This is a genomic window from Shewanella rhizosphaerae, from assembly GCF_019457655.1.
In the GTDB taxonomy this organism is placed as follows: domain Bacteria; phylum Pseudomonadota; class Gammaproteobacteria; order Enterobacterales; family Shewanellaceae; genus Shewanella; species Shewanella loihica.
Genome location: NZ_CP080420.1, coordinates 930,029 through 955,557, shown reverse-complemented (window position 1 = coordinate 955,557; position 25,529 = coordinate 930,029). Strand labels below are relative to the sequence as shown.

The 25,529-nt window shown below is 57.2% G+C and carries 20 protein-coding genes; 8 read left to right on the top strand and 12 right to left on the bottom strand.

Annotation, left to right across the window (positions count from 1 at the left end; genetic code table 11):
* Positions 1–4 precede the first annotated feature (4 nt).
* Together K0I63_RS04280 and K0I63_RS04275 are read right to left on the bottom strand one after the other, a co-directional pair.
* Complete coding sequence (locus tag K0I63_RS04280; RefSeq protein ID WP_220082658.1) at positions 5–652, bottom strand: peptidylprolyl isomerase; 648 nt, start codon at positions 650–652, stop codon at positions 5–7.
* A gap of 110 nt (positions 653–762) precedes the next feature.
* Positions 763–1,686: a DUF808 domain-containing protein gene (locus K0I63_RS04275; RefSeq protein ID WP_220082657.1), complete on the bottom strand. Its 924-nt coding sequence runs from the start codon at positions 1,684–1,686 to the stop codon at positions 763–765.
* 330 nt (positions 1,687–2,016) lie between these two features.
* On the opposite strand from K0I63_RS04275, the gene rpiA reads away from it, so the two are divergent.
* A complete protein-coding gene (gene rpiA / locus K0I63_RS04270) occupies positions 2,017–2,676 on the top strand; it encodes a ribose-5-phosphate isomerase RpiA (protein ID WP_011864631.1) in 660 nt (219 codons plus the stop codon).
* A gap of 98 nt (positions 2,677–2,774) precedes the next feature.
* Here rpiA and K0I63_RS04265 read toward each other — a convergent pair whose 3' ends face one another.
* On the bottom strand, positions 2,775–3,416 hold the full coding sequence (locus K0I63_RS04265; protein WP_220082656.1) for an NAD(P)-dependent oxidoreductase: 642 nt from the start codon (positions 3,414–3,416) through the stop codon (positions 2,775–2,777).
* A gap of 131 nt (positions 3,417–3,547) precedes the next feature.
* Between K0I63_RS04265 and K0I63_RS04260 the strand changes: the two genes are divergently transcribed.
* The 4 genes from K0I63_RS04260 (at position 3,548) to K0I63_RS04245 (ending at position 6,997) form a co-directional block, all read left to right on the top strand.
* A complete protein-coding gene (locus K0I63_RS04260; protein WP_220082655.1) occupies positions 3,548–4,453 on the top strand; it encodes a LysR family transcriptional regulator in 906 nt (301 codons plus the stop codon).
* 247 nt (positions 4,454–4,700) lie between these two features.
* Positions 4,701–5,294, top strand: coding sequence for a LysE family translocator (locus K0I63_RS04255; RefSeq protein WP_220082654.1), 594 nt, complete (start codon positions 4,701–4,703; stop codon positions 5,292–5,294).
* A gap of 66 nt (positions 5,295–5,360) precedes the next feature.
* Positions 5,361–5,648: a helix-hairpin-helix domain-containing protein gene (locus K0I63_RS04250; protein ID WP_220082653.1), complete on the top strand. Its 288-nt coding sequence runs from the start codon at positions 5,361–5,363 to the stop codon at positions 5,646–5,648.
* A gap of 161 nt (positions 5,649–5,809) precedes the next feature.
* Positions 5,810–6,997, top strand: coding sequence for an AAA family ATPase (locus K0I63_RS04245; RefSeq protein WP_220044380.1), 1,188 nt, complete (start codon positions 5,810–5,812; stop codon positions 6,995–6,997).
* 50 nt (positions 6,998–7,047) lie between these two features.
* Here the strand turns inward: K0I63_RS04245 and K0I63_RS04240 are convergent, their stop codons facing one another.
* The 5 genes from K0I63_RS04240 to nagB form a co-directional block, all read right to left on the bottom strand.
* A complete protein-coding gene (locus K0I63_RS04240) occupies positions 7,048–7,422 on the bottom strand; it encodes a PH domain-containing protein (protein ID WP_011864625.1) in 375 nt (124 codons plus the stop codon).
* Between the two features lie 40 nt (positions 7,423–7,462).
* A complete protein-coding gene (locus K0I63_RS04235; RefSeq protein WP_220082652.1) occupies positions 7,463–9,376 on the bottom strand; it encodes a peptidase U32 family protein in 1,914 nt (637 codons plus the stop codon).
* A 167-nt stretch (positions 9,377–9,543) separates the two neighbouring features.
* Positions 9,544–9,861 carry a cupin domain-containing protein gene (locus K0I63_RS04230; protein ID WP_220082651.1) on the bottom strand — a complete coding sequence of 106 codons (318 nt, stop codon included), beginning with the start codon at positions 9,859–9,861 and terminating at the stop codon, positions 9,544–9,546.
* A 17-nt stretch (positions 9,862–9,878) separates the two neighbouring features.
* Complete coding sequence (locus K0I63_RS04225; protein WP_220082650.1) at positions 9,879–10,415, bottom strand: SRPBCC family protein; 537 nt, start codon at positions 10,413–10,415, stop codon at positions 9,879–9,881.
* Between the two features lie 278 nt (positions 10,416–10,693).
* Positions 10,694–11,500, bottom strand: coding sequence for a glucosamine-6-phosphate deaminase (gene nagB / locus K0I63_RS04220; protein WP_220082649.1), 807 nt, complete (start codon positions 11,498–11,500; stop codon positions 10,694–10,696).
* Between the two features lie 350 nt (positions 11,501–11,850).
* Between nagB and K0I63_RS04215 the strand changes: the two genes are divergently transcribed.
* Entirely contained in the window at positions 11,851–12,441 is a 591-nt protein-coding gene (locus K0I63_RS04215) for a pseudouridine synthase (protein WP_220083370.1), read from the top strand.
* Positions 12,442–12,485: 44 nt separating this feature from the next.
* Here K0I63_RS04215 and K0I63_RS04210 read toward each other — a convergent pair whose 3' ends face one another.
* The 3 genes from K0I63_RS04210 to prfB form a co-directional block, all read right to left on the bottom strand.
* Positions 12,486–14,966, bottom strand: a complete 2,481-nt coding sequence (locus tag K0I63_RS04210; protein WP_258406936.1) for a sensor domain-containing protein — start codon at positions 14,964–14,966, stop codon at positions 12,486–12,488.
* Between the two features lie 298 nt (positions 14,967–15,264).
* Positions 15,265–16,767: a lysine--tRNA ligase gene (lysS, locus tag K0I63_RS04205; protein ID WP_220082647.1), complete on the bottom strand. Its 1,503-nt coding sequence runs from the start codon at positions 16,765–16,767 to the stop codon at positions 15,265–15,267.
* 12 nt (positions 16,768–16,779) lie between these two features.
* Positions 16,780–17,878, bottom strand: a protein-coding gene (prfB, locus tag K0I63_RS04200) for a peptide chain release factor 2 (RefSeq protein WP_186300663.1) whose coding sequence is annotated in 2 segments (ribosomal slippage) — positions 16,780–17,802 and positions 17,804–17,878 — 1,098 coding nt in all. Because the reading frame shifts where the segments join, the coding sequence is not laid out codon by codon here.
* 189 nt (positions 17,879–18,067) lie between these two features.
* Here prfB and K0I63_RS04195 point away from each other — a divergent pair.
* Entirely contained in the window at positions 18,068–19,048 is a 981-nt protein-coding gene (locus K0I63_RS04195) for a pentapeptide repeat-containing protein (RefSeq protein WP_220080005.1), read from the top strand.
* 266 nt (positions 19,049–19,314) lie between these two features.
* Complete coding sequence (gene fdhF, locus K0I63_RS04190; RefSeq protein ID WP_220082646.1) at positions 19,315–23,547, top strand: formate dehydrogenase subunit alpha; 4,233 nt, start codon at positions 19,315–19,317, stop codon at positions 23,545–23,547.
* 121 nt (positions 23,548–23,668) lie between these two features.
* Here the strand turns inward: fdhF and K0I63_RS04185 are convergent, their stop codons facing one another.
* Positions 23,669–25,333 carry a methyl-accepting chemotaxis protein gene (locus K0I63_RS04185; RefSeq protein ID WP_011864614.1) on the bottom strand — a complete coding sequence of 555 codons (1,665 nt, stop codon included), beginning with the start codon at positions 25,331–25,333 and terminating at the stop codon, positions 23,669–23,671.
* Between the last annotated feature and the right edge of the window lie 196 nt (positions 25,334–25,529).

The following is a 25,529-nucleotide window of genomic DNA, read 5'->3' as shown; positions in this document are numbered from 1 at the left end:
ACGATCATTCTTCCAACATAGGGCACTCGCTGGAGTTGATACCTTGGATCACTATCTCCTCCAGCGGCACATCGGCGTACTCCCCCACCCGGGTGGTGGCGACTATGCCAATCTTATCCACCACCTCCATGCCAGACAGCACCCTGCCAAACACGGCGTAGCCTTCGCTGCTGGCGCTATAATCCAGCTGCGGATTGTCTAAGGCGTTGATGAAAAACTGCGAGGTGGCCGAATCGCTCTGACGGGCGCGCGCCATGGCCAGGGTGCCCCTGAGGTTGCTAAAGCCCACGCTGGCCTCATTTTTAATGGGCGCCTTGCCGGGCTTAGGCACCATGCCAGAGGTGAATCCGCCCCCCTGGATGATGAAGTTGTGGATCACCCTGTGGATCAGGGTGCCGTCGTAAAAGCCATCGTCGACATAGCCGATGAAGTTGGCCGCCGATTGCGGCGTATGGCGGCTATCGATGCCTAGCCCAACCTCCCCCAGACTCGTGGTCATGATGAAGCAGGCATCTATGCTCATCTCGGGCACGGGGCCGGTCACCGGCGGATTGACTATCGCCCCATTGCTGCCCTCTTCACCGCCGCAGGCGGTTAAGCCCAAAAGCAGCAATATTCCCAGCGCCAACTTCTCTATTATTTGCTTTTTCATCACAGTCCCCAACGCGTGTCACCTTAGGGATGTTACGAGGCACTAAATTAGAAAACAATATAAGATACAAGTTGTTACTGATACATTATGCTACATCTGACCTTCAAATATCAGTTGCGTAGCCGCCCAATCAGCGACATCACAACAAGGGCCACCGCGCCCACCAAGACACCAAACAGGGCGTTGAGCAGACTCGGAGTCATCCAGGCCAAGACAGGCCCGATTATAGTAAGCCCAGCCACCCAATGGGCCGCCTGCTCGAACACCTCGGCAATCTGATGTATCCCATGGGTGAGGATACCGCCGCCCACCATAAACATGGCGATGGTGCCCACCACGGTAAGGCCACGCATCAGGTAAGGCGCCGCATTTACCAGGCCACCACCTAACTTACGCCCCAGACGGCGCAGCAGGCCATCCCCCTGACGCTGACTCAGATAGAGCCCGGCATCATCTAGCTTGACGATGCCCGCCACCAGACCGTAGACACCGACTGTCATCAGCACGGCGATGATCGCCAGAGTCACCACCTGGGTCATGAAACTGCTCTCGGCCACCACCCCCAGGGTGATGGCGATGATCTCCGCCGAGAGCACGAAGTCGGTACGGATAGCGCCGGCCACCTTCTGCTTCTCGAAGGCCTTGAGATCCTCTGCCGCCTTGGCCATCTCGCTCTGACTCATGGCAGGTTCATGCTTGTGGGTCAGGGAGTGATATACCTTCTCAAACCCTTCATAGCAGAGAAACAGGCCACCAAACATCAACAGCGGCGTCACCGCCCAGGGGATAAAGGCACTGATCAGCAGCGCCGCCGGAACCAAGATACACTTGTTGCGCAGCGATCCCTTAGCCACCGCCCACACCACGGGCAGCTCACGGTCCGCATTCACCCCAGACACCTGCTGGGCGTTTAACGCCAGATCGTCCCCCAACACACCGGCCGTCTTGCGCGCCGCCACCTTACTCATCAGGGCGACATCATCCAATATTGCCGCGATATCATCCAACAGGGTTAACAGACTCGCGCCCGCCATGCTCTCTCCTTACTCTCTTCTATATCCTTTACCCACCGCCTTGGGCGTGAGGGCGCTCTCGCGAATGAAGCGCTAATCTTTAGCGCTAACTGCAAGCTAAAGTACGCTTGTTGAGAGCTAAAGTACTCTGCCTCAATACATTTTTCCAGAGGGCGCCAGACAAAACCCCAGCCGCAGGCTCAAGTTGGGAGATTTCACACAAATTTCCCATGGGATCTGGGGAATAAATTCTGCGCTAAAGCAACAAACTGCGTCATTTGACATACTCCAGAGGAGAACTAGAGGTATAATGACGACAAAATGCTTCGTTTATCCTTATAGGAACTCCTTATGACTCAAGATGAAATGAAAAAAGCCGCCGGATGGGCCGCGCTCGAGTATGTAGAGAAAGACAGTATTGTCGGCGTGGGTACCGGCTCGACCGTTAACCACTTTATCGATGCACTGGCCACTATGAAGGCCGATATCGAAGGCGCAGTGTCTAGCTCTGAGGCCTCGACCGAGAAGATGAAGGCGCTGGGGATCCCGGTATTCGACCTGAACTCTGTCGATCAGCTCTCTGTCTATGTCGATGGCGCCGACGAGATCAACGGCCACATGGACATGATCAAGGGTGGCGGCGCCGCGCTGACCCGCGAGAAGATTGTTGCCGCCGTGGCCGACAAGTTCGTCTGCATCGTGGATAACACCAAGGAGGTCGAGGTATTGGGCGAGTTTCCGCTGCCGGTAGAAGTGATTCCTATGGCACGTTCTTACGTGGCCCGCGAGCTGGTCAAATTAGGCGGTGACCCTGTCTACCGTGAAGGCGTAGTCACAGATAACGGCAACGTGATCCTGGATGTCTACAACATGAAGATCTTCAATCCAAAGGCGCTTGAAGAGCAGATCAACCAGATCGTTGGTGTGGTCACCAACGGCCTGTTCGCCAACCGCGGCGCCGACGTCCTGCTGGTCGGCACCCCTGAAGGCGTGAAGACGGTTAAGCCATAGGCCAAATCAAAAGCCATAGGCTGAGCCAAAAGCCATTAAAAAAGCCACTCATAGAGTGGCTTTTTGTTTTTCAGGCCCTAATGGCCTTCTTCGCGACTCTAGTAAGCCACGCTGATCCGCTGGCGGGCATAGTTGTCTGAATCAATTAGATCTAGCATCGCCTTAGCGTAGTCCGCGACCGAGATGCGGCTGCGTCCCTCCTCGTCGGTAAAGAACCTATCGCCGCCGATACGATAGGGCCCTTCGCTGGCGCCGGGGTAGATCTCCGCCGCCGGGCTGACAAAGGTCCAGTTAAGCGGCGAATCGCTCGCCCTGAATACCTTAAGCGCCTCGCCCTGGGCCAAGGCCTCATCCCTGTATTCTGGCGGGAATCCTGGCGATTGCACCAGGGGCTGGCCCGGGGCCAGCTCGAGACTGCCGGCGCCGCCGACCCACAAGAGGCGCTTAACCTGAGTCTTGGGCAGCAGCTCGAGCAGCGCCTTGGCGCTCTGGGGCACCAATTGATGCTGGCCAGAGGCTCGTCCACCCACGGAGGCGATCACCAGGTCAATCCCCTCGAATACCTGAGGGTCGATACCCTGCTCGAGATCGACGACCCGCGCCGTAACCTGACCGGCTAACTCACCGGTTAATTTAGCCGGGTCTCTTACCAGGGCGGTGACCGGCAATTGGCGGCTTAAGGCCTCCTGCATCAAGGTACTGCCTATCCAACCCGTGGCGCCAATAATCGCTATATTCATCTTCTGTTCCTCACTATCTGACTAAATTGGCATCAGTTTACTTGGCCCGCTTATCGTGATAAACAGCTTAGATAGAGCATCATTGTTTCACTATGCGTTACTAATCTGGATTGCAAAATAAGGTTACTAGAATGGATAAGATCAGCGCGATCCGTAGCTTCGTCGAGGTGGCCAGTTGCGGCAGCTTTACCCAGGCCGCCGAACAACTAGGCCTCAGTCGACTACAGGTCTCCCGCCATATTCAGGAGGTGGAACGTTGGCTGGGACTGCGCCTGCTGCATCGCACCACCCGCAGCGTCAGCCTGAGCGTGCAGGGCGAAGAGGCCTTCATCTATTGCCAGAAGATCCTCGATGAGGTCGCGGCGCTACAAAACCGCGCCCAGCGTCATAGGCAAGAGCTGGTCGGCAGCATACGTATCGCCTCCCCCATCGGCCTGGGTCAGGCGCTGCTGTTCGATGCGATCGATAACTTCACCCGCGAGCATCCCGAGGTCAAGGTGCAGCTGCTGCTGTCGGATGAGATGGTGCAGCTGGTCGATGAGCGAGTTGATATCGCCCTGCGTTACACCCAGCAGCCCGATGAGAGCCTGATCGCCCGTCGCCTGATGCATATAGACTCAGTGCTGTGCGCCTCGCCTGACTATCTCGCTAGCCATGAGCCCATCACCAGCCTCGACGATATCACGGCGCACAACTGCCTGCTGCACGCCAGCCAAACCCGCTGGTTGTTTGTCAAAGACAATCAAAATATCGAAAAAAAGGTCGGCGGTAACCTGCAGGCCAACGACATGGGCGTCCTCATCAAGGCGGCGCTGCGGGGCAAGGGGCTCATTCACCTGCCCTGCGATCTCGCCAATGTGCACTTGGCATCTGGGGCGCTGGTCGAGCTGCTGCCTGAATATCACCTGCCGGGTAAGACGCTGTGGGCCGTCTACCTCTCGCGCAGCTATCAGCAACATCTGATTCGCCACTTCATCGATTTTCTCGCCGAGCGCTGGCAGCAAGATATCCTCAAGCAGCCAGCACCGACCCGATAGGCAGGAAGTCGAAAGTGTAATGAAACCTGTGCAGATCTCGCGAGGTGTCGCCCCTAGGTTTATCGCTAGATTTACCGCGAGGTTTACCGCCGAGTTACAGAGAGGGCAGTGCTAGGTGTAGCGTTAGCCTTGCAGCGAGGCGTCGCGCCAAATCGCCCCCATGGCTTTACAGATAAACCAATCAGGCTAAGATGCTCTATCCGGGCAAATGGGTTGCCCATTAAAAGCGCGCCACAAGGAGCCTGGCATGTTGGAATCACTCGTTTCGTTAATCGCCGCCACCGGATTACTCCTGGGCTCACCCGGCCCGGCGCCGCTGGCACTGGCCGCCACGGGCGCCACCTTTGGCATAAGACGCGGCGCCCCCTTCCTGGCGGGCATACTCCTTGGGCTCTCGGTCGCCATCATAGGCGCCAGCGCCGGACTCGCCGCCCTGTTTAGCCGCTTTCCCGACCTCAGGCTCACCTGTCAACTGCTCGGCGCCGCCTATATCGCCTTCATCGCCTATAAGATTGCCAGTGCCCCCTGCACCCAGTTAGATGACGCGCAGCAGGCACCGAGCTTCAAGGATGGCTTTATCCTCAACCTGCTCAATCCCAAGGCCTATGCTGCCTTCCTGGCCATCTTCTCCCAATTTTTACTGCCACTGGAGAACACGGCACTGGGCTATCTGGCCACGGGGATCTGCGCCTTGCTGGTCGCGACTCTGGTAGACAGCCTCTGGCTGATCTTCGGCGGCCTGCTACGCCCGCTATTTTCCAGGCCAAAGGCCGCGAGGGCGCTGCGCATCTTCTTCGCCATCGCCATGCTAGCCGCGGTCGGTTATGCCTTGCTGGCCTAGGGAGCCGCTGACAAGCCGCGTTAAACGCCGTACACTTAAAACCACACAGATAAGAAGAGAAAACAGATGTCAGCCCGCGATACCATCACTGAGTTCACCATGATCCCCAACGTGGGTAAGGCCACGGCGGAGGATTTTTACAAGCTCGGCCTGCATCATCCCAAGGAGCTTATCGGGCTGGATCCGTATCAGATGCACGCCCAGCTCGAAGCCATCACCCAGTGTCGTCACGATCCCTGTGTCATCGATATGTTTATCGCCGCGGTGCGTTTCATGGAAGGTGAAGATTCCCGGCCCTGGTGGCACTATACCCCGGAGCGCAAGGCGCATCTGGCTAAGCTGCAACAGGGATGAGATGCAACAGGGGTAAGCTCGCCCCACGTTTGAGTGTTGATGGCATCGAGAGCCTAAAGATGCCACTATTGCCCCAAGCCAAAATTAGACTCATGCTCAACCAAAACTAAAAACAAAAACCACGACTAAAACCAATACTAAAGCCACAAAAAAAGAGCGCCATGCTGACCACCTTAGCCATCAACAACTACCGTTCGCTGCGAGACATACGCCTGCCCCTGGGTCGGCTCAATCTGGTCACGGGCGCCAACGGCAGTGGCAAGTCCAACCTCTACAAGGCGCTTAGGCTGCTGGCACAGACGGCCCAAGGTGGCGTGGTCAATGCCCTGGCCCAAGAGGGCGGACTGGACTCCTGCTTCTGGGCGGGACCGGAAAATCTCACCAAGGGGATGTTGAGCGGCGATACCGAGATAACCCCTACGGTTCGGCAGCAGACCAAGCGACTGAAACTGGGCTTTGCCGGCGATGAGTTCAGCTACCTCATAGAGCTTGGGCTACCCAAGCCAGACAGCACCACCCTCTTCGGGCTAGATCCTCAGATAAAACGCGAGGCGATCTGGGTCGGCAACAAGTATCGACCCGCCGCCGTACTGGTGGAGCGACGTGGCCCCATGGTGAAGGGGCGCGCCCAGCAAGGGGGGCAAGATGGCTGGCAGAGCCTGAATCAGCATATGCAGCACGGCGACAGCATCTTCACCGAGCTGTCGGATCCCAGCCGCACGCCCGAGGTGCTCAGGCTCAGAGACAGCATTCGCGCCTGGCGCTTCTACGATCATTTTCGCAGTGACGGCGAGGCGCCCGCGCGTCAGCCACAGCTGGGTACCCGCACCCCAGTGCTGCACCATGACGGCCGGGATCTGGCCTCGGCGATCCAGACCATCTTCGAGATAGGCGATAGGGAAAGTTTCGATGAGGCGGTGAGTGATGCCTTTCCCGGCGCCCATGTCACCATAGGCTACCAGGCCGGTGGCCTGTTAAGCGTCAACTTTCACCAGCAGGGGCTGCTAAGACCCCTCAACGCCCAGGAGCTGTCTGACGGCACCCTAAGGTATCTGCTGTTGATCGCCGCCCTGCTCACCCCAAGGCCGCCTGAGCTGATGGTGCTCAACGAGCCGGAGACCAGCCTGCATCCAGATCTGTTACCTGCACTGGCCCGGCTTATCGCCAAGGCCTCTAAGGTGTGTCAGCTCTGGGTGGTCTCCCACGCCAATAGGCTGATCAATGCCCTCAACGAATTTGAGCAGTGTCAACTAATCGAACTCGACAAGCAGCTGGGGCAGACCAAGATTGTGGGGCAAGATCTGCTCTCGACCCCAAGCTGGAACTGGCAACAAAAAGCCCAGGGCTAGGCCTGGGCTTAAAAAATAACGAGGGCGCGTCGCGTTAAAGCGAACTAGTGTTATAGAGAAAAGTTAGCAATCGTCTTCTGAATGCCCACGACGTCGGTGCCCTTCTTCAGCTCCTTCACCAGGGGATCTTTCTGCCCCGAGATCCATAACTTTAACTCGGCGTCCATGTCGAAGGTCCCGGCGGTTTCCACCTCAAAATGGGTAATCGCCTTATAGGGCACAGAGTGATAACTCACCTTCTTGCCGGTAACGCCCTGCTTGTCGATGAGGATGAGTCGCTTGTTGGTGAACACGAACATGTCGCGGATGACACGGTAAGCCAGCGCTAACTGCTCGTTATCGCCCATGATAGGCCCCAGCTCCTGGGCTAACTCATCCAGGTTCACTTCGGCAGCATTGCCCATCAGCGCATCTAACAGTCCCATATTTGATCTCCTTGAAAGTGAACTTAATTTGTTCCCTAGCCTATACCTGACGGTTAGCGCCGACAACCATCATTTCGCATTTAGGACAGTCGAATACCAGCTTAAGCACATCCTTGCCTATCTCAATCTGCAGCGGCTCCGCCTTGATGCCGGGCACCTCTTTCGGGCAGAGGTTGAAGTTAAAGCGCAGGCAATGCTTGGTCACCATCAGCGGCGCATCTTCTGTTACGCCGTTCTTCTCATAGGTGTCTTCTATCTCGATCACCCCATGGCGTGTGTAGAAGTCTTTGGCCTTCTCGTTGGCCACGTTGCCCATGAAGCTCAGGTGCTTAAAGGGATAGACGGCATCTTGGTTGTATTTCCATGCCTGTGGACGCTCGTAGCCCTCGACGCGCGCCAGCTCCAGGGCGGCAACCGTGTCACGGCGCAGGCCATTAAGCAGGGAGGCCGGCATAAACCAGGGACTGGCGGTCTCGATATTGATCTCGCGGGCTTCGAAGTCCGTGCTGCCCAGCTTACCCAGCTGCTTGCGCAGATTCTTCAGCGCCTTCTCTGTGTTTGTGGCCGGGGTCTTGTCGAGTTCCAGCTCGCGGGTGGCGCTCAGGCCATATTGGTCGGTCATGGTCAGCGCGACCCCTTTTTCTGTGTCGCTCAGGGTCATATCCACCTTGATGATACGCTTGGAGGACTCCTTGGCCAGCACTGTCTCGAACGCCTGATCATGGTTACGATACAGGGTGGCGCCCACCTTAAGATCGCCCGGTACGGCGATCACATACAGCTTGTTGCCGTCAGCGCGGTTAACCCTGAGCCCCTGCAGCTTATCGTCAGACTGCTTAGCCTTCTCATAGTTCGGCGGGAAGTAACACAGGCCGTCACCGTTGTTGAAGCTGTGGCTCGATTCCACCTGAATAAAGTCTTTCCCCAGGGCCGCCACCTTGCCCACCTCTTCGCCGATATATTTCGGCGAGCGGAAATCGCTGACCCCTTGGCTGCGTTCGTTGACGAAGTAGTCGGTGCGGCCACGGTTAAAGGTCTTCTCTGTGTTAGGCGTGAAGCTGTGCTCGCAGCGGCCGTGACTGGAGGCCACAAACTCGGGGCGGCGCGCGATGATCTTATCCAGCTCCTGGCGATAGTGAGCGGTCACGTTCTTCACATAGCTAAGATCTTTAAGGCGGCCCTCGATCTTAAAGGAGCGAATACCGGCATCGATCAACGCCTCTAAGTTATCTGTCTGGTTGTTGTCTTTGAGCGATAGCAGGTGTTCGTTCTGCGCCAACACCTCACCCTGGCGGGTCTTGAGATCCCCCGGCAGACGGCACATCTGCGAACACTCGCCGCGGTTGGCGCTGCGGTTACTGAAGGCGTGACTCAGGTTACACAGGCCGCTGTAGGCAACGCACAGGGCGCCGTGGATGAAGAACTCCAGCTGCATATTAGTCTTAGCCGCCACATCACGGATCTGACTCAGGCCCAGTTCACGGGCGAGCACCACCTGTGAGAAGCCTACCTGCTCCAAGAAGGCGACCTTCTCTGGGTTACGGTTATCCATCTGGGTACTGGCGTGCAGGGCGATAGGCGGAATATTCAGCTGAAGCACCCCCATGTCCTGCACGATCAGGGCGTCGGCACCGGCCTCATACACCTGCCAGATCAGCTTCTGCGCCGCGTCCAACTCGTCGTCCATCAAGATGGTGTTGATGGCGACAAATACCTGGGCGTGATAGCGATGGGCAAACTCACACAGACGCGCGATATCCTCGACGCTGTTGCCGGCGGTTGCCCTGGCACCGAAGGCTGGGCCACCGATATAGACGGCGTCGGCACCATGCTTGATGGCCTCGATACCATAGTCGGCATTCTTGGCGGGGGCCAAGAGCTCGAGGCGGTTTGAGCGGGTAGTTACCGGCGCTATCGGGGCGCTATCGGGGATAAAAATCTCAGGCTTGTCCATGAGGAGTCTCGAATCAGATCACAGATAGATAAAAATTAGGGGCGCGATTATAACAGACCTGGCTCACAAAACACCTCGGTATCGCGCATTTTTTCACCAAGCCAGCCATTCATCAGGCTCACAATCCACTCGAGCATCGGCTTTTGCTAATGCCGGCCGCCTTATATTCAGTAATGCACCGCCAGCCAGAGGGTCTCCTCATGCTCACTGGTCCAGCTGACCCTGTGGCGGCAATGAGCAGGAATATTCAGGTGATCGCCCGCCTTAAGGTGCACCACCTCGGCGCCCTCGAACACTAAGGTCGCCTCCCCCTTAAGCACCATGACCCACTCGTTTCTGTCCTGATCGTACCATTGTCCCTCTGGCGTACGATGGGCCTTAGAGACGATACGCTCGATCAACACGCCGCCGGTATCCACCATGGGCTCGAACACCTCCAGGGTGAGATCCTCCGGCAGGGACGCAAAGATGTTGTGCTTTTCCATGACCATCTCCCTCAGGCTCAGTTGCTCTCGAGTAGGGTCTTTAGGTTACTCAGCCCCTGGCTGAGATCCCGCTCCACCATGGCATCCACCTGCATCAGCGGCAGCAATATATTCATGGGATAGGCCATGTGGCCGCTAAAGCCCCAGTGCACCTCGGTCCGGTTCGGCCCCAGGGCGTCGGTAGTGATATAGGCGGGCGAGACCGCCTCGAAGGGCGTCTTAAATCTCAGTTCATACTCGATACGCTTGCCGGGGAAGATAGCCATGATCTCCTGCTCTCCCGCGCCGACATCTGGGTTATCGCTGCGCCAGCTTGAGACAAAGCCTACTGTGCCATCCTCGCCGCGATAACTCTTTTCCATGGCCGTGTCCATCTTGGCCCAGACGCTGAATTGATCCTGGTTTTTGAGCTTTCTCAAGAAGTCGAATACCTGGTCCGCCGGCCTGTCGATAACGATTTGGGTATCCACACGGTAATCTTCTTCGATAAACAGGGCGGCAATAAAGGGGGATGAGAGCAGCAGGAGTACGAGTATCAGGAGTTTCTTTAGCATGACGAGTTCCTTAGCAGGCGGGCGATGCCCCTTGTGGCTGGCACAAAATGGTCTGGCCTAGTTGTATCTGTCATAACATAGTCAAGAATCAGGGTGTTGGAAAGCGGCGCCGACAGCTAACTCCTGCTCCTAATACCAGATCCTAGTACCAGCTCTTAGTACCAGCTCCTAGTACCAGCAAAGAGCCGATTAATAACACGGCCTTGCCTTGGCAACGCCCCAAAACAGAAAGGGCGCCTCCAGTGAGAGACGCCCCTTGGGTTTACCAATAGCTATGGTTACTCGCCGGCCTTGAGGGCCGCCAGCCTGGCCTGCAACAGCTGGTTCTCCACCTCGATATGACGATAAAACTCCTTGTCGGCCAGCTTAGATGCGGCCGCCTCATCGATCACCAGTACGGCGTCGCGATGCAGCTGCAACGCCGATGCCGGACAGGCGGCGCTCAGGGCGCCCTCAACCGCGGCGCGAATGGCATCTGCCTTACTCTCACCTGTGGCCAGCAGCAGCACCTTCTTGGCATCTAAAATGGTGCCTATCCCCATGGTGATCGACAGGTGGGGCTGATATTCCCCCTCGGCGAAGAAACGGGCATTGTCTTCTATGGTCGCCTGGGTCAGCGTCTTGACCCGGGTACGTGACATCAGGCCAGATGAGGGCTCGTTGAAGCCGATATGCCCGTTGCGGCCTATGCCGAGCAGCTGAATATCGATACCGCCGGCGGCCAGAATCCGCGCCTCATAGGCCTCGCAGGCGGCGATGGGATCTTCGGCGTCACCCGGCGGCACATGGGTATTGGTCTTATTGATGTCGATAGCATCGAACAGTTGGCTGTCCATGAAGTAGCGATAGCTCTGGGGATGACTCCCCTCCAGCCCCAGATATTCGTCCAGGTTAAAGCTGGTCACCCCTTTGAAGGTGACGGCGCCTGCCTGATTGGCGGCCACCAGGCGCTGATAGAGTGACACAGGGGTCGAGCCAGTCGCCAGCCCCAGCACCGAGTCCTGCTTGCGCTTAAGCTGATTGATGATGAGATTGGCACCATATTCCGCCACCTCGGCGCTGTCTTTTAGAATAACAATTTGCATGATTTGATTCGTCTTGGCCCTGGTAGTTAACGCCCTCTCACGGCGGCTGGCTGCAATACCATATACTCAGTTCTACGCGCCGATGAGAGAAATTAACATTACTATAACCACAAATGACAGCGTTGTCATTATTAATCTGACCATAAAAACGCCGCGCCATTCGTGGTAAACTGTCCCGGCCCATTACCACAGAGAAGCCCATGTCAGCTCCTAAGCCAGCCCCTAATCCAACCCGTATAGCAGCCTCTAAGTCAGCCCCGATACCAGCAGAAGTCACGACCGCAGAAGATAGCCCTTTAAAAGTGACCTCAGATTCACTTGAAGCGACTCAAGGCGAAGCCCAAGAACAGATGCAATCGACTGGGCAAACAAGCACGCCTGCCCAACACTTCATGATCTTTAAACCTTACGGCTATCTGAGCCAGTTTGTCGGCGAGCGGCGTAAACGTAAGCCTTTACTTGGTGAGCTGGCAGACTTTCCCGCGGGTATCATGGCGATCGGCCGGCTGGATCATGACTCTGAGGGGTTACTGCTATTGACCACAGATGGCAAGACCAGCCACGCGGTGCGCAGCAAGTCGATCGAGAAAGAGTATTACCTGCAGCTCGATGGCGAGATCACAGATAAGGCGATATTGAGCCTCTGCGAGGGGCTTGAGATAGGTATCAAGGGCGAGAAGTATCGCACCCTGCCCTGCCGCGCGCGCCGCCTCGACCAGGCGCCAGACCTACCGCCGCGGGGACGCAAGATAAGAGACGCCCGCCACGGGCCGACCAGCTGGCTGGCGATCACCATTACCGAGGGCAAGAATCGTCAGCTGCGTAAGATGACCGCCGCCGTGGGCTTTGCCACCCTGAGACTGGTGCGGGTACGCATAGGCGATATCCACCTGGGTGCGTTGCAGCCAGGCGAAGTTAAACCGCTCGCGACTCTAGGCTAGGCCAGACGTTAGCCCAAGAGCGAATCTAAGTACTAGCCCTAGCGCTAACCTAAGAACTCGGCTAGCTCCTCGACCACTCTGGGCTTGCTATAGAGATAGCCCTGGGCCTGATCGCACCCCGCTGCCTCGAGGAAGGCCGCCTGCTCCGGCGTCTCCACCCCTTCTGCTATGATGCAGAGATTCAGCGCATGGCCAAGGGCGATCACCGCCTTGGCGATTGCCGTGTTGTTACCGTCTCTGGGAATATCACGAATGAAGGACTGATCTATCTTCAGCTTATGTATGGGCAGACGCTTCAGGTAGTTCAGCGACGAATAGCCAGTCCCGAAATCATCCACCGACAACTCGACCCCGAGCTCGCCCAATTGTTTAAGCACCTCGATCACCGCCAGGGGATCGGACATCATGCAGCTCTCGGTGACCTCAAGCTCAAGGTATTCGGGCGGCAGTCCCGCCTCGTCGAGCACGCGTTTCACCTGAGCGCAAAACGCTTTCTGCTGCAGCTGAGGCCCGGCAACGTTCACCGAGATGCGACCGAAAGTCTTGCCCTCCGCTAACCATTGAGCCCCCTGGGTAGCCGCCTGTTTCAGTACCCAGAGACCTATCTCATTGATTAGGCCGATATTCTCTGCCACTGGGATGAAGATGGCCGGCGAGATAGTGCCAAGCTGTGGATCTTCCCAGCGCAGCAGCGCCTCGAAGCCGACACACTGACCCGAACCCAGCGCCAACTTGGGCTGATACACCAGATAGAAGGCATCCTTGTTGATAGCATCGTGCAGCGCACTCTGTAGCTTGAGATGTTCCACCGAAGCCAGGGTCAGAGATTGGGTATAGAAGGCGTAGTTGTTGCGGCCATTGGCCTTGGCCCTGTGCATGGCGGTGTCGGCGTTACGCAGCAGGGTGTCGCCGCTCTCGCCATCACCCGGATAGATGGCCACCCCCATGCTGGCGGTAAGGCGCACGCTGCCTTCATCATCCAGCAAGAAGGGCGCATCGAAGGCTTCGCGCAGCCGGCTCACCATGAGGGAGACGCTGTCGTCACTCTCCACATGGGGCAGGACGGCGATAAACTCATCGCTACCTAGCCTGGCCAGAGTCGCCTCTTCGCCGAGCTTCTGTCCCAGACGTCTGGCGACCTCCACCAAGATGGCATCGCCGGTCACATGGCCGTAGCTGTCATTGATATGTTTAAACAGATCCACGTCGATGAAGATAAGCGCCAGCTCGGTCTCTTCACGGGCGGCGTGCCTCAGCTCCTGCTCCAGGTTGGCCGACAGCATCATGCGGTTAGGCAACTTGGTCAGCGGGTCGTGGTACACCAGCCGCGCCAGCTCCTTCTCGCTCTGCTTCTGGGCCGAGATATCGGCAAACACAGCGACGAAATAGCGCACCTGATGATCGTCGCCATACATGGAGCTGATGGTGAGCTGCTCTGGATAGATGGCGCCGCTCTTGCGTCGGTTCCAGATCTCGCCGTGCCACTTACCATTGGTCAGCAACGAGCGCCACAGGCGCTCGAAGAAGGCCTTGTCGTGACGGCCGGAATTTAAGATGCGCGGGTTTTCCCCCAGCACCTCGTCGCGGCTATAGCCGGTGATCTCGGTAAAGGCGCCATGAACCTCGACGATATTGCCGCTGGCGTCTGTGATCACCACACCTTCCACCGAATTCTCGAAGATGTTGGCCGCCAGCTCCAGCTGTTCCTGGGCCGCCTTATGGGAGGTGATGTTACGGGAAATGCCGATCACCCCCTCCAGAGTGCCATCGGGCGAGACGACCGGGACCTTAGTGGTCTCCAGCCAGGAGTTGGACTGGTCTATATCTTTAGCCTCGCACTCGGCGGCCGTCACCTGCACGCCGCGCACGATTGACTCATAATCCCCCTGAACAAACTCTTCGGCCAGCTCGGGGGAGAAGATCTCATCGTCGGTGCGATTGAGCAGCTGCTCTTTGCTGCGCCCCCAGGCGATCTCGACGCTGTGGTTGATCAGCACGTAGCGTCCCGCCACATCCTTCATCCACACATGCTCCTGCAGGCTGTCGATAAAGAGTTGCAGATCCACATTCGGCGCCGCTTGCGGCGCTATCTCTATTACCTGCTGGCGATGGGTCTGATAGAGGTTAATCAGGGCATATTGCATCGCCTGACAGGTCAGCTTGACCTGAGTATTTAGCCGCTTATTGTGGTTGGCTTGTTCGTTTGGCACCAGACACAGGGCGCCATAAAGGGCCTGGGACGGCCAGAAGAGCGGATGCAGTATGATGCCGCCGACATCGACAGGTTCACGGGGATGATGGGGATGTTCGATATAGTCGCGAAACAGGCTGAGTCCCTGGGCGCAAAGCTGGGCGACACTCTGGCGATGGACCTGATTGTCATCGCACAGGCTAAGCTGTGGCGTCAGACCATCGCTGGCTGTGAGGGCCAGCAGGAAAAGACTGCCGTCAAACGCCTGGGCCAGGGTCTCTAACGCTTCCTGCCAATCTTGTAACGCTTCATCTGGAATCTTGATATCTATCACTATCCTACTCCGAGAGCGACGACCGAGTGTCACTATCCCTGAATCCTTTTCGCTAGCTTATCGCCAAATAGTCGTAATGGACACCTGCAAATGCGATAAATTAACCTTAATTTAACAAAAGTGTGTTAGCCCCGACAAAAAATGGCACGGGCAGCTGACCAACCCATCTTATACTAGAAATAGAGTAACTTATCAGTGGTTTAATCTAAAACTTCATCTCAGGCGGTCACTTTAGCTGCAAATGCCGCAGATAAAAAAACCAGCCCTGAGGCTGGTTTTTTTCTTAAGCGTTGCCGGCTTATCCCTGAGGACGCATCGCCGGGAAGAGGATAACGTCACGAATGGTGTGAGTGTTAGTAAACAACATCACCAGACGGTCGATACCGATACCCTGACCGGCAGTCGGTGGCAGACCGTGCTCCAGCGCCGTGATGTAGTCGGCGTCATAGAACATGGCTTCATCGTCGCCCGCATCTTTAGCATCGACCTGCGCCTTGAAACGCTTGTCTTGATCTTCGGCATCGTTCAGCTCGCTGAAGCCGTTGGCCACTTCGCGACCACCGATGAAGAACTCGAAACGGTCGGTGATGAAGTGGTTCTCATCGTTACGGCGGGCCAGCGGCGAGATATCTGCCGGGTAGCCAGTGATGAAGGTAGGCTGCATCAGCTTAGGCTCGGCGGTTTCACCGAAGATCTCTTCCAGCAGCTGACCACAGGTCCAGAACTTCTCGATAGTCATGCCCAGGCTCTTGGCCAGGTTACGCATAAACTCGACGTCTTTAACCTCTTCATAGGTCATAGACTGAATCGTCTCGTTGTCTGGGTTGTACTTCTTGATCGCATCCAGCATGCTCAGACGCTCGTAAGGACCGCCGAAGTCGATAGTGTGCTCGCCGTATGGCAGCTTGGTATCACCCAGCAGATCTTTGGCGATTGACGAGAGCATCTCTTCGGTCAGGTCCATCAGATCTTTGTAGTCGGAATAGGCCATATAGAATTCCATCATGGTGAATTCTGGGTTATGGCGTGGCGACAGGCCTTCGTTACGGAAGTTACGGTTGATCTCGAACACACGCTCGAAACCACCAACCACCAGACGCTTGAGGTATAGCTCAGGCGCGATACGCAGGTACATCTCGATATCCAGCGCATTGTGGTGAGTAATGAAAGGACGCGCCGAAGCACCACCCGGGATGCTGTGCATCATAGGGGTTTCCACTTCCATGAACTCTTTGCTTACCATGAAGTTACGGATAGCGGTAACCACTTTAGAGCGCATGATGAAGGCCGCACGTGACTCTTCGTTCACGATCAGGTCTACATAACGCTGACGGTAGCGGGTCTCCTGGTCGGTCAGGCCGTGGAATTTCTCAGGCAGCGGACGCAGCGCCTTGGTCAGCAGCTGGTACTCTTCCATGTTGACATAGAGGTCACCCTTGCCAGACAGGTGCAGCTGGCCGGTCACACCGATAATGTCACCGATATCCAGACCTTGATACTTGGCCTTAAGATCTTTCTGAACGTCTTTACCGGCATAGGCCTGGATGCGACCGCTCACGTCTTGGATCACCAGGAAGGGACCACGCTTGGCCATGATACGACCGGCGATAGAACGCTGGACATTCATCTCTTCCAGCTCTTCCTTGCTGTATTGACCATACTCGGCCTGGATGTCGGCAGCCTTATGTTTTCGATCGAAGTTGTTCGGGTGACCGTTAGCAGGGCAAGAAGCGCGAACGTGATCTAACTTGGCACGGCGCTCTGCAATTAACTTGTTTTCGTCTTGAGTTTGTTCAGTCATCTTCTTCTCTCGTTAAAGGCCAGATTTCAGGCTAGCTTCAATAAACTTGTCCAGATCGCCGTCGAGGACGCTCTGGGTATTACGGTTTTCCACGCCGGTACGCAGATCTTTGATACGGGCATCGTCCAGCACGTATGAGCGGATCTGGCTGCCCCAGCCGATATCAGACTTGGCGTCTTCGGCGGCTTGCTTCTCGGCGTTTTGCTTATGCATTTCCAGTTCGAACAGCTTAGCTTTCAGCTGTTTCATCGCCGTGTCTTTGTTCTTGTGCTGTGAACGATCGTTCTGGCACTGCACTACGGTATTGGTCGGCAAGTGGGTAATACGTACCGCAGACTCGGTACGGTTAACGTGCTGACCACCAGCGCCCGAGGCGCGGTAAACGTCGATGCGCAGATCCGCCGGATTGATATCGATCTCGATAGAGTCGTCGATCTCCGGATAGACAAACACAGAGCAGAACGAGGTGTGACGCTTACCCGAGGAGTCGAACGGCGACTTACGCACCAGACGGTGTACCCCGGTTTCGGTACGTAGCGACCCGAAGGCGTACTCGCCGGTAAACTTGATGGTGGCGCCCTTGATGCCGGCGACGTCGCCGTCGGTGACTTCGATAAGCTCAGGCTTATAGCCCTTGGCTTCGCCCCAGCGCAGATACATACGTAGCACCATGTTGGCCCAATCCTGAGCCTCGGTACCACCAGAACCCGATTGAATATCAAGGTAGCAATCAGAGGCGTCGTTCGGACCCGAGAACATGCGGCGGAACTCCAGCTCTTCCAGGCGCTTCTCTAAACCAGCCAGCTCGCTGTTGGCGTCGTTGAAGGTGTCTTCATCTTCCTCTTCGACGGCCAGCTCCAGCAGGCCTTCCACATCCTCTAGGCCGCTGTCCATATCGTCTATGGTCTTGACCACGGCCTCAAGGGAGGCGCGCTCTTTACCCAGGGCCTGGGCATTATCGGGATTGTTCCAAACGTCGGCGCTCTCTAGCTCTCGACTGACTTCTTCTAGACGCTCACTCTTGGCATCGTAGTCAAAGATACCCCCGAAGAAGTTGGGTGCGCTCGGCCAGCTCCTTGATTTTAAATTTAACCGGATTTACTTCAAACATGACTCTTTCTACTTAAAATTCGATTGGCAGGAATGCAAACGCGGTATTTTAACGCAATCGTCCCTTTTCGCATAGGGGCGAAGCAGTGCTAATTGAGCGAATTTCATCGCAAAAAACGCCATTCTTGCTCGGCTCCGGCAGCGGGGAGAATCCCCGCCCCTTTTCGGCAGGCTGGCTATACTGTTCAATATGAAACAGACGAACCAATGCTGCTATCACGAAGACGAAGGTTTCTCCTGCACCGAGCCGGCCGAAGCCTCCGGGCTCTGTTATTGGCATGATCCTAAAATCATTAAAGATAAGCCGGAAGATGTCGCCCGCTTGGAGGCCTTCGCCCGCAACGGCGGCATGCTGCGGGGCATCTCCCTCAAGCGCGCCAACCTGCCCGGCATCGACCTGGTGAGACACCATCAGAAGACGGGCTTCGACATGAGCCACGCCGAGCTGTATCGCGCCAATTTACAGGGCGCGCACATGTTTAACCTCAACCTGCAACACGCCAGCCTGATGAAGGCAGATCTGCGCGAGGCCAATGTTCACTGCGCCAATCTGGTGGGCACCAACCTCTTGGGGATCAAGTGGAACGGTGCCAAGATAGAGAACATCAATACCGGCAAGCTGCTCAGGCAGGAACGTCTGGCCAACGAGGCGGAGAGAGTGGGCGAAACCGAGATCGCCCTCGACTATTTCGAACAGGCCGAGGAGATCTACCGGGATCTGCGCAAGGCCGCCGAGCGCGAAGGCCTGTTTGCCATGGGCGGCGACTACCTGCGTAAAGAGCTCACCATGCGCCGCCATCAGATGCCCAAATACAGCTACTCGCGCATCCTCTCAAAAATGATCGACATCTTCTGCGGCTATGGCGAGGCCCCCACCCGGGTGATCGGCTTCTCCATGGGGCTCATCTTCGTCTGCGCCCTGCTCTACCTGTTTACCGGCCTCAACTATGACGGCAATATCCATGTGTTCAACTGGCAAAACGATCTCACCACCAACCTGGCGCTCTTCTTCAACTGCATCTACTACTCGGTCGTCACCTTCACCACGCTAGGCTATGGCGACTTCACCCCCATAGGCTATTCCCGCGCCATCGCGGCCGTCGAGGCCTTCACCGGCAGCTTTACCATCGCCCTGTTCGTGGTGGTGTTCGTCAAGAAGATGACCCGCTAAGGGTGGAGTGTGATCCACCTCAAATCGCACTAATTCCGCCACGGCGCAAGCCAACAAACCCAGCGCAATTTGTGAGCAGCGCTGCAAATGCAGCACAAAAAATCACTACTAAGACCTGTGGTGAAAAAGCCTCTGGGTATACTCAAGCAAACCTTGTTTCGCTAATTTACGATAAGCCTTTTTACCCATAGGCAGTCCATAAAAAAATCATCGACGAGACCAAGGTAGCCAAGCTCAAGCTTAGATTCTAATAAAAGGTCCCTACCATGATAGAACTCACCTTCGACGGCCAGGTCGTCAAAGCCAACCGGGGCGAAGATCTGCTCACCTGTGCCAAGGCCGCAGGCATAGCGATCCCTAATTTATGTCATCTGGGCAAGCAACTGGACGACAAACTCGCGGGCAAACAAGACTGCAACCTCTGCTATGTCGAGGTGCGAGACGAAAAGGGCGACTTCCACACAGTCAAGGCCTGTAAGACACAGGTCGAGGCGCCGCTCGTGGTGATCACCCATTCGGCCGCCCTCAGCAAACGCCGTCAGGCAGCGCTGAAACACCTTTTGAGCGACCACTTCGCCGACTGCGAAGCCCCCTGCCAACAGGCCTGTCCGGCCGGCGTAGACGTGCAGTCCTATCTGCTGCATATCGCCCAGGGCAACCATAGAGAAGCGGTCAAGGTGATCAAACAAACCCTGCCGCTGCCGCTCTCTATCGGCCGTGTCTGCCCGGCCTTTTGCGAATCGGCCTGTCGCCGCGGCGAGCTGGATGAGCCCTTGGCCATTCGTCAGCTCAAGCGTCACGCCGCCGACCTGGATCTGGACAGTGAAGACACCTATGTGCCGCCCAAGGCGCCCGCTACCGGCAAACGCGTCGCCATCATAGGCAGTGGCCCGGCGGGGATCAGCGCGGGTTACTACCTCTCCAATTCAGGCCATGAGGTGACCATTTTCGAGTCCATGCCTAAGGCGGGCGGCTGGCTAAGATACGGTATCCCCGAGTACCGTCTGCCCAAGCAGATCCTGGACAGAGAGATAGACCTACTGTGTCAAAATGGCCTTGTGATACAGACAGATACTCGTCTCGGCCGCGACATCCACCTTAAGGAGCTGGTCAACCAATTCGACGCCGTTTGCCTCGCCATCGGCGCCCAGAAGGCGGTGCCCATGAACTACCCGGGTGTAGACCTCGAAGGCTGCTACTTGGGGGTGGATTACCTTAAGGATCACAGCACAGACAACAACTACCACACGGGCCAGAAGGTGGCGGTGATCGGCGGCGGCAACACCGCCATCGACTGCGCCCGCACCGCGCTGCGCAAGGGCGCCGAGGTGACTCTGATCTATCGCCGCACCCGCGACGAGATGCCGGCTGAGGTCTATGAGATAGAGGAGGCCGAACATGAGGGCGTGCGCTTCTATTTCCTCACTAACCCCATCGAAAACCATGGCGACGCCAATGGCCGTATCAATGCCGTCACCTTCGAGAAGATGCGCCTGGGCGAACCCGATGCCTCCGGCAGACGCTCACCTCAGGCCACGGGCGAGACCTTCACCGAGGCGTTCGATACAGTGATACCCGCGGTCTCCCAGACCCCGGACATGACCTTCCTCGAGCATCCAGAGAGCCAGCTCTCCACCGGCGAGGTGGCCCTCACCCGCTGGAACACCTTCTCCGGCTGTGAACATACTATGTCCTCAGGGGTGGAGAAACTGTTCGTACTCGGGGATTCGCGCACCGGCCCTGCCACGGCCGTCGCCGCGGTGGCCGATGGTCGCAAGGCCGCCAATGCCATCGAGAAACTACTGAGCGGCGAGCTGAGCTGTGAGCTGACACCTGCGCCCTTCAACTCCCAGAAGCAGGATGAGCAGAAGCCAGACAGCCGTCACTTCCCGGCCCGTCAGCTACAGGCCAAGGCCAAGATGCCGGAACTGGCCATCAACAAGCGCCTGGATAATTTCGACGAGATTGAACTCGGCTTCAACGACGAGGAGGCGATGCTCGAGGCCGCCCGCTGCCTGGAGTGTGGCTGTCAGGCCAACACTGAGTGTGCCCTGCGCGACTACGCCACCGAGTACCGTGTCGATGGCGCCGCGCTCGATAAACAGGGCCACCGCGCCTTTACCCAGGATGCCAGTACGCCTTTTATCAACTTCGACCCCAACCGCTGCATCAGCTGCGGTGCCTGCGTCGCCATGTGCCGCCAGCAGTCTGGCCATCAGGCGATCAGCTTCGAGCCCGACAGCTATCTAGCCCTGCCCCAGGAGATGGCCGCAACATACAGCCGTCAGGCGCCTCGCGCCGGATTCAACGCCACCATGGCCGACAGCCAATGCGTCCAGTGCGGTAACTGTGTCCAGGTCTGCCCCACAGGGGCACTGACCGATGCCAGAGACAAGCGTCAGGGGGTTAAACATGAGCTGAAACAGACCTCCACCGTCTGCACTTACTGCGGCGTGGGTTGCCGTGTCATCATCCATAGCGATCCCGTAACTGGCGAGCTCAAACGCGTCTCGGGCGACAACCGCTCCCAGGTCAACGAAGGGATGCTCTGCGTCAAGGGCCGCTTCGGTTTCGACTTCATCAACAGCCAGCAACGCCTGACCCAGCCGCTGCTGCGCAAAGATGGCGAGCTGGCCCCGGTCAGCTGGAATGAAGCGATCGACTACATAGGCACCCAGCTGGGTCGCATCAAGGCCGAACATGGTGGCGACGCTATCGCTGGCCTGGCCTCGGCCAAGGCGACCAACGAAGATAACTATCTGTTCCAAAAGCTGTTTAGAAGCGTTATCGGCACCAACAACATAGATCATTGCGCCCGCCTATGTCATGCCTCGACGGTCACCGCCCTGCAAGAAAGCCTGGGCAGCGGCGCCATGACCAATGATATTCCGTCAATAAAATCCTCGGATCTCATCTTCATCCTGGGCTCGGATACCGAGGCCGCCCACCCCATCATCGCCTCCAAGATCAAACAGGCGGTGAGCCAACACGGCTCTCGCCTGGTGGTGGCCGACCCCAAACGGGTGAGCATCGCCGACAGCGCCGAGCTCTACCTGCGTCATCGCCCCGGCAGCGACGTCATGCTGCTCAACGCCATCATGCAGGAGATCATCAAGCAGGGCTGGCACGACAGCGACTACATCAGTCGCCGTGTCGAAGGATTCGACGCACTGCGCGCCGAGGTGATGAAGGACGACTACAGCCTGAGTAACGCCGCCAAGATCACAGGCGTCGACGCAGAGGAGATAGCCCAGCTGGCCCGCCTGATAGGCACGGCAGAGAAGACCGCCATCTACTATGCCATGGGGATCACCCAGCACACCTCGGGACACGACAATGTCACCGCCATTGCCAACCTACAACTGCTGTGCGGCAACATAGGCATCGAGGGCGCGGGGATCAATCCACTGCGGGGCCAGAGCAATGTCCAGGGCGCCTGTGACATGGGCGCCCTGCCCAACTACTTCACCGGCTACCAGAAGGTGACCGACCCCGAGGTGCAAGCCGCCTTCAGACAGGCCTGGCAACAGGAATGGCTACCGGATCAGATAGGTCTGGCGGCAACCGAGATGATGCACGCCCTGGCCCACGGCAGGCTCAAGGCCCTCTATGTGATGGGGGAAAACCCTGTGCTGAGCGATCCCGATCAGGCCCATGTGATGCAAGGGCTGGAGTCGGCCGAGCTGCTGATCGTCCAGGATATCTTCATGACGGAGACGGCCCAGCTGGCCGACGTGGTGTTGCCAGCCGCCAGCTTCGCAGAGAAGCCAGGCCACTTCACCAATACCGAGCGTCGGGTACAGCGTCTGCAGGCGGCCATCGAGAGCCCAGGCCTGGCCCGCCGCGACTGGCAGATCATCACAGATATCGCCAAGGCCCTCGGCGCCGATTGGCGCTATGAGGATGAAGCGTCCATCTGGCAGGAGCTGACCCGCGTCACGCCCCAGTACCGCGGCATCCAATGGCAGGACACTGACCCCAGCACGCCACAAGGCCTGCTGGGTAAGCAATGGCCCTGCCCCGAGCCTGGCCATGAGGGCACCCGCCTGATGCATAAAGAGCGCTTTACCCGCGGGCTTGGTAAGATGACGCCCGTCGGCTACCGCCTGCCGGCCGAGCTGCCCTGTGAGGATTATCCCTTCACCCTTTCCACCGGGCGCCTGCTGGAGCAGTTCCACACCGGCACCCTGACCCGCAAGACGGACGGCCTCAATACCCTGGGTTCACCCAGGGTGATGATGTCGGCCATCGATGCCGACCGCTTGGGGGTGAACAACGGCGACGTGCTGACCCTGTCCACGAGACGCGGCAGCATCAACATTGCAGCCTTTGTCACGCGCCGCGCCCAGCCGGGAGTGCTCTTCCTGCCCTTCCACTTTGCCGAGGCGGCGGCTAACAAGCTGACCAACAATGTGCTGGACCCTGTGGCTAAGATCCCCGAATTTAAGATCTGCGCCGTCAGGGTCGAGAAGGCCAACGAGGCGATCTGCTGGTCTTAGGGCAAGCTGACGTAGTAAAAAAGGCCACAACTCCTGTTGTGGCCTTTTTCTTTGTGGCTTAGCGACATGATGCTTCGAGCAGGCTGCTACACCTTAGACTGCCCGTTACACCTTAAACTGACTACACCTTAAACTGACCTACCAGGGTATCCAGGTTACGGCCCTCGTTGGCCAGTCCCTGACTGGTATCCGAGGCGCTATTACTGGCCTGTAGCAGCTCGTTGACGATCTCCTGAATCGCAAACACGTTGCGGTTGATCTCCTCGGTCACCGAACTCTGCTCGGTGGCCGCCGTGGCGATCTGGGTACTCATGTCGTTGATCGATGTCACCGCTGAGGTCACCGCCCCCAGACTGTCGGAGATCGCCCGCGACGAGGTCACCGAGCGATGACAGCTCTGCTGGCTCGACTCCATGCTGCTCACCGCCAGCGACACCAGGTTATGCAGCTCAGACAACATCTCGTTGATCTCTAAGGTACTGGCCTGTGTCCGGCTGGCCAGGCTGCGCACCTCATCGGCCACCACGGCGAAGCCGCGACCCTGCTCACCGGCGCGGGCCGCCTCGATGGCGGCGTTGAGGGCGAGCAGGTTGGTCTGCTCGGCGATGCCACCTATCACACTCAGCACACTGTTGATCTTCTGTGACTGCTCGTTGAGGGAGTTGATATGTCCGGCCGCCATATCGATCTCCGCCATCAGGGTCGAGACCTCATGCAGCGAGCTGTCGACGCACTCTTGGGCGTTGCCCACATCCTGGGTAGCCGCCTGGGTTGCCTCGGCCACCTGAGTGGTACTCATGGCCACCTCTGAGGCGGTCGCCGACATCTCGGTGATCGCCGTAACCACCTGATCCGTCTCGTTGTTGTGACTGATCAACTGCTGCGCCATGGCGGCGGTCTGGGAGGAGATATTATCCGCGCCGCTCTTCACCTCGACCGTGGCCCTGGCCACATCCTTGATGATCCCCTGCAGCTTATCGACAAACTGGTTGAAGGCGCGGCCCAACATGGCGATCTCATCGCTGCCCTGCACGTCCAGGCGCTTGGTCAGATCCCCCTCACCCTTGGCGATATCTTCGAGGTTCTGCACCATGTTGTGAATAGGGTTGACCATGCGTTGGGCGGCCACCAGCATCACCACGGCGGTAATCGCCACCAGGACCAGGGCGAAGAGCAGAATCATCATCGCCTTGTCGTTCATGTGCTTGGTCATCACCTCACGATAGCTCTCCACCTGGGCGTCGATATCGTCGGTGTAGGCACCTGTGCCCAAGATCCAATCTTTACCCGGCACGGTTGCGGCGTAGCCAATCTTAGGCACCAAGCCCGTGACCCCGGGTTTGGAGTAGTCATAATTGAAGAAGCCATCGCCGCTTCTGGCGGCATCAATCAGGCCGACCACTATCTTCTTGCCGTTAGGGTCTGTCATACCGATCTGCGCCGTGCCCTCCAGCGCGGGCTTGACCGCATGAAAGCGGTTGAAGCCATCAAAGTCGTAGATGAAGAAGTAACCGGCGGTGCCGAAGCGCACGTTACGCAGCGCCTTGTTCACATCGCCCGCCGTCCCCAGGGAGAGCTGATGCTCGACGATATCCAGGGCGATATCGACCTGATCCTTGAGCTGCGCCTTACGTTCGCTATAGAGGCTCGCCTTGAAGGTCGACATATTCTCTTCGAGGGAGTTAGATTCCAGGTTATAGGTGATTGAAACTAAGAAGAGAAAACTCAAAATCAGGGGCAGGAGAGCAAATACCAACAGCTTATTTTTCATTCTTAATTGCCACATGTTCCACTCCAACAGGGTTTATTACATTTGTAAGTAAAATATAGCTAAAAAGAACCAGTGTCAGTGCTTAATGCTAGATAAATTGTAGTAGATCAATAATCTTAGCCAACTCGCCCGAAATTTCCGCCTAACATAAAAAAAGCCAGCATTCCATCCCTGGAATACTGGCAATCACTTCAGTAATTGGTTTGTGCTA

Coding starts and splice junctions, on each gene's coding strand:
- K0I63_RS04280 (WP_220082658.1), bottom strand. CDS start 652: ATGAAAAAGCAAATAATAGAGAAGTTGGCGCTGGGAATATTGCTGCTT.
- K0I63_RS04275 (WP_220082657.1), bottom strand. CDS start 1,686: ATGGCGGGCGCGAGTCTGTTAACCCTGTTGGATGATATCGCGGCAATA.
- rpiA (WP_011864631.1), top strand. CDS start 2,017: ATGACTCAAGATGAAATGAAAAAAGCCGCCGGATGGGCCGCGCTCGAG.
- K0I63_RS04265 (WP_220082656.1), bottom strand. CDS start 3,416: ATGAATATAGCGATTATTGGCGCCACGGGTTGGATAGGCAGTACCTTG.
- K0I63_RS04260 (WP_220082655.1), top strand. CDS start 3,548: ATGGATAAGATCAGCGCGATCCGTAGCTTCGTCGAGGTGGCCAGTTGC.
- K0I63_RS04255 (WP_220082654.1), top strand. CDS start 4,701: ATGTTGGAATCACTCGTTTCGTTAATCGCCGCCACCGGATTACTCCTG.
- K0I63_RS04250 (WP_220082653.1), top strand. CDS start 5,361: ATGTCAGCCCGCGATACCATCACTGAGTTCACCATGATCCCCAACGTG.
- K0I63_RS04245 (WP_220044380.1), top strand. CDS start 5,810: ATGCTGACCACCTTAGCCATCAACAACTACCGTTCGCTGCGAGACATA.
- K0I63_RS04240 (WP_011864625.1), bottom strand. CDS start 7,422: ATGGGACTGTTAGATGCGCTGATGGGCAATGCTGCCGAAGTGAACCTG.
- K0I63_RS04235 (WP_220082652.1), bottom strand. CDS start 9,376: ATGGACAAGCCTGAGATTTTTATCCCCGATAGCGCCCCGATAGCGCCG.
- K0I63_RS04230 (WP_220082651.1), bottom strand. CDS start 9,861: ATGGAAAAGCACAACATCTTTGCGTCCCTGCCGGAGGATCTCACCCTG.
- K0I63_RS04225 (WP_220082650.1), bottom strand. CDS start 10,415: ATGCTAAAGAAACTCCTGATACTCGTACTCCTGCTGCTCTCATCCCCC.
- nagB (WP_220082649.1), bottom strand. CDS start 11,500: ATGCAAATTGTTATTCTAAAAGACAGCGCCGAGGTGGCGGAATATGGT.
- K0I63_RS04215 (WP_220083370.1), top strand. CDS start 11,851: ATGCAATCGACTGGGCAAACAAGCACGCCTGCCCAACACTTCATGATC.
- lysS (WP_220082647.1), bottom strand. CDS start 16,767: ATGACTGAACAAACTCAAGACGAAAACAAGTTAATTGCAGAGCGCCGT.
- K0I63_RS04195 (WP_220080005.1), top strand. CDS start 18,068: ATGAAACAGACGAACCAATGCTGCTATCACGAAGACGAAGGTTTCTCC.
- fdhF (WP_220082646.1), top strand. CDS start 19,315: ATGATAGAACTCACCTTCGACGGCCAGGTCGTCAAAGCCAACCGGGGC.
- K0I63_RS04185 (WP_011864614.1), bottom strand. CDS start 25,333: ATGTGGCAATTAAGAATGAAAAATAAGCTGTTGGTATTTGCTCTCCTG.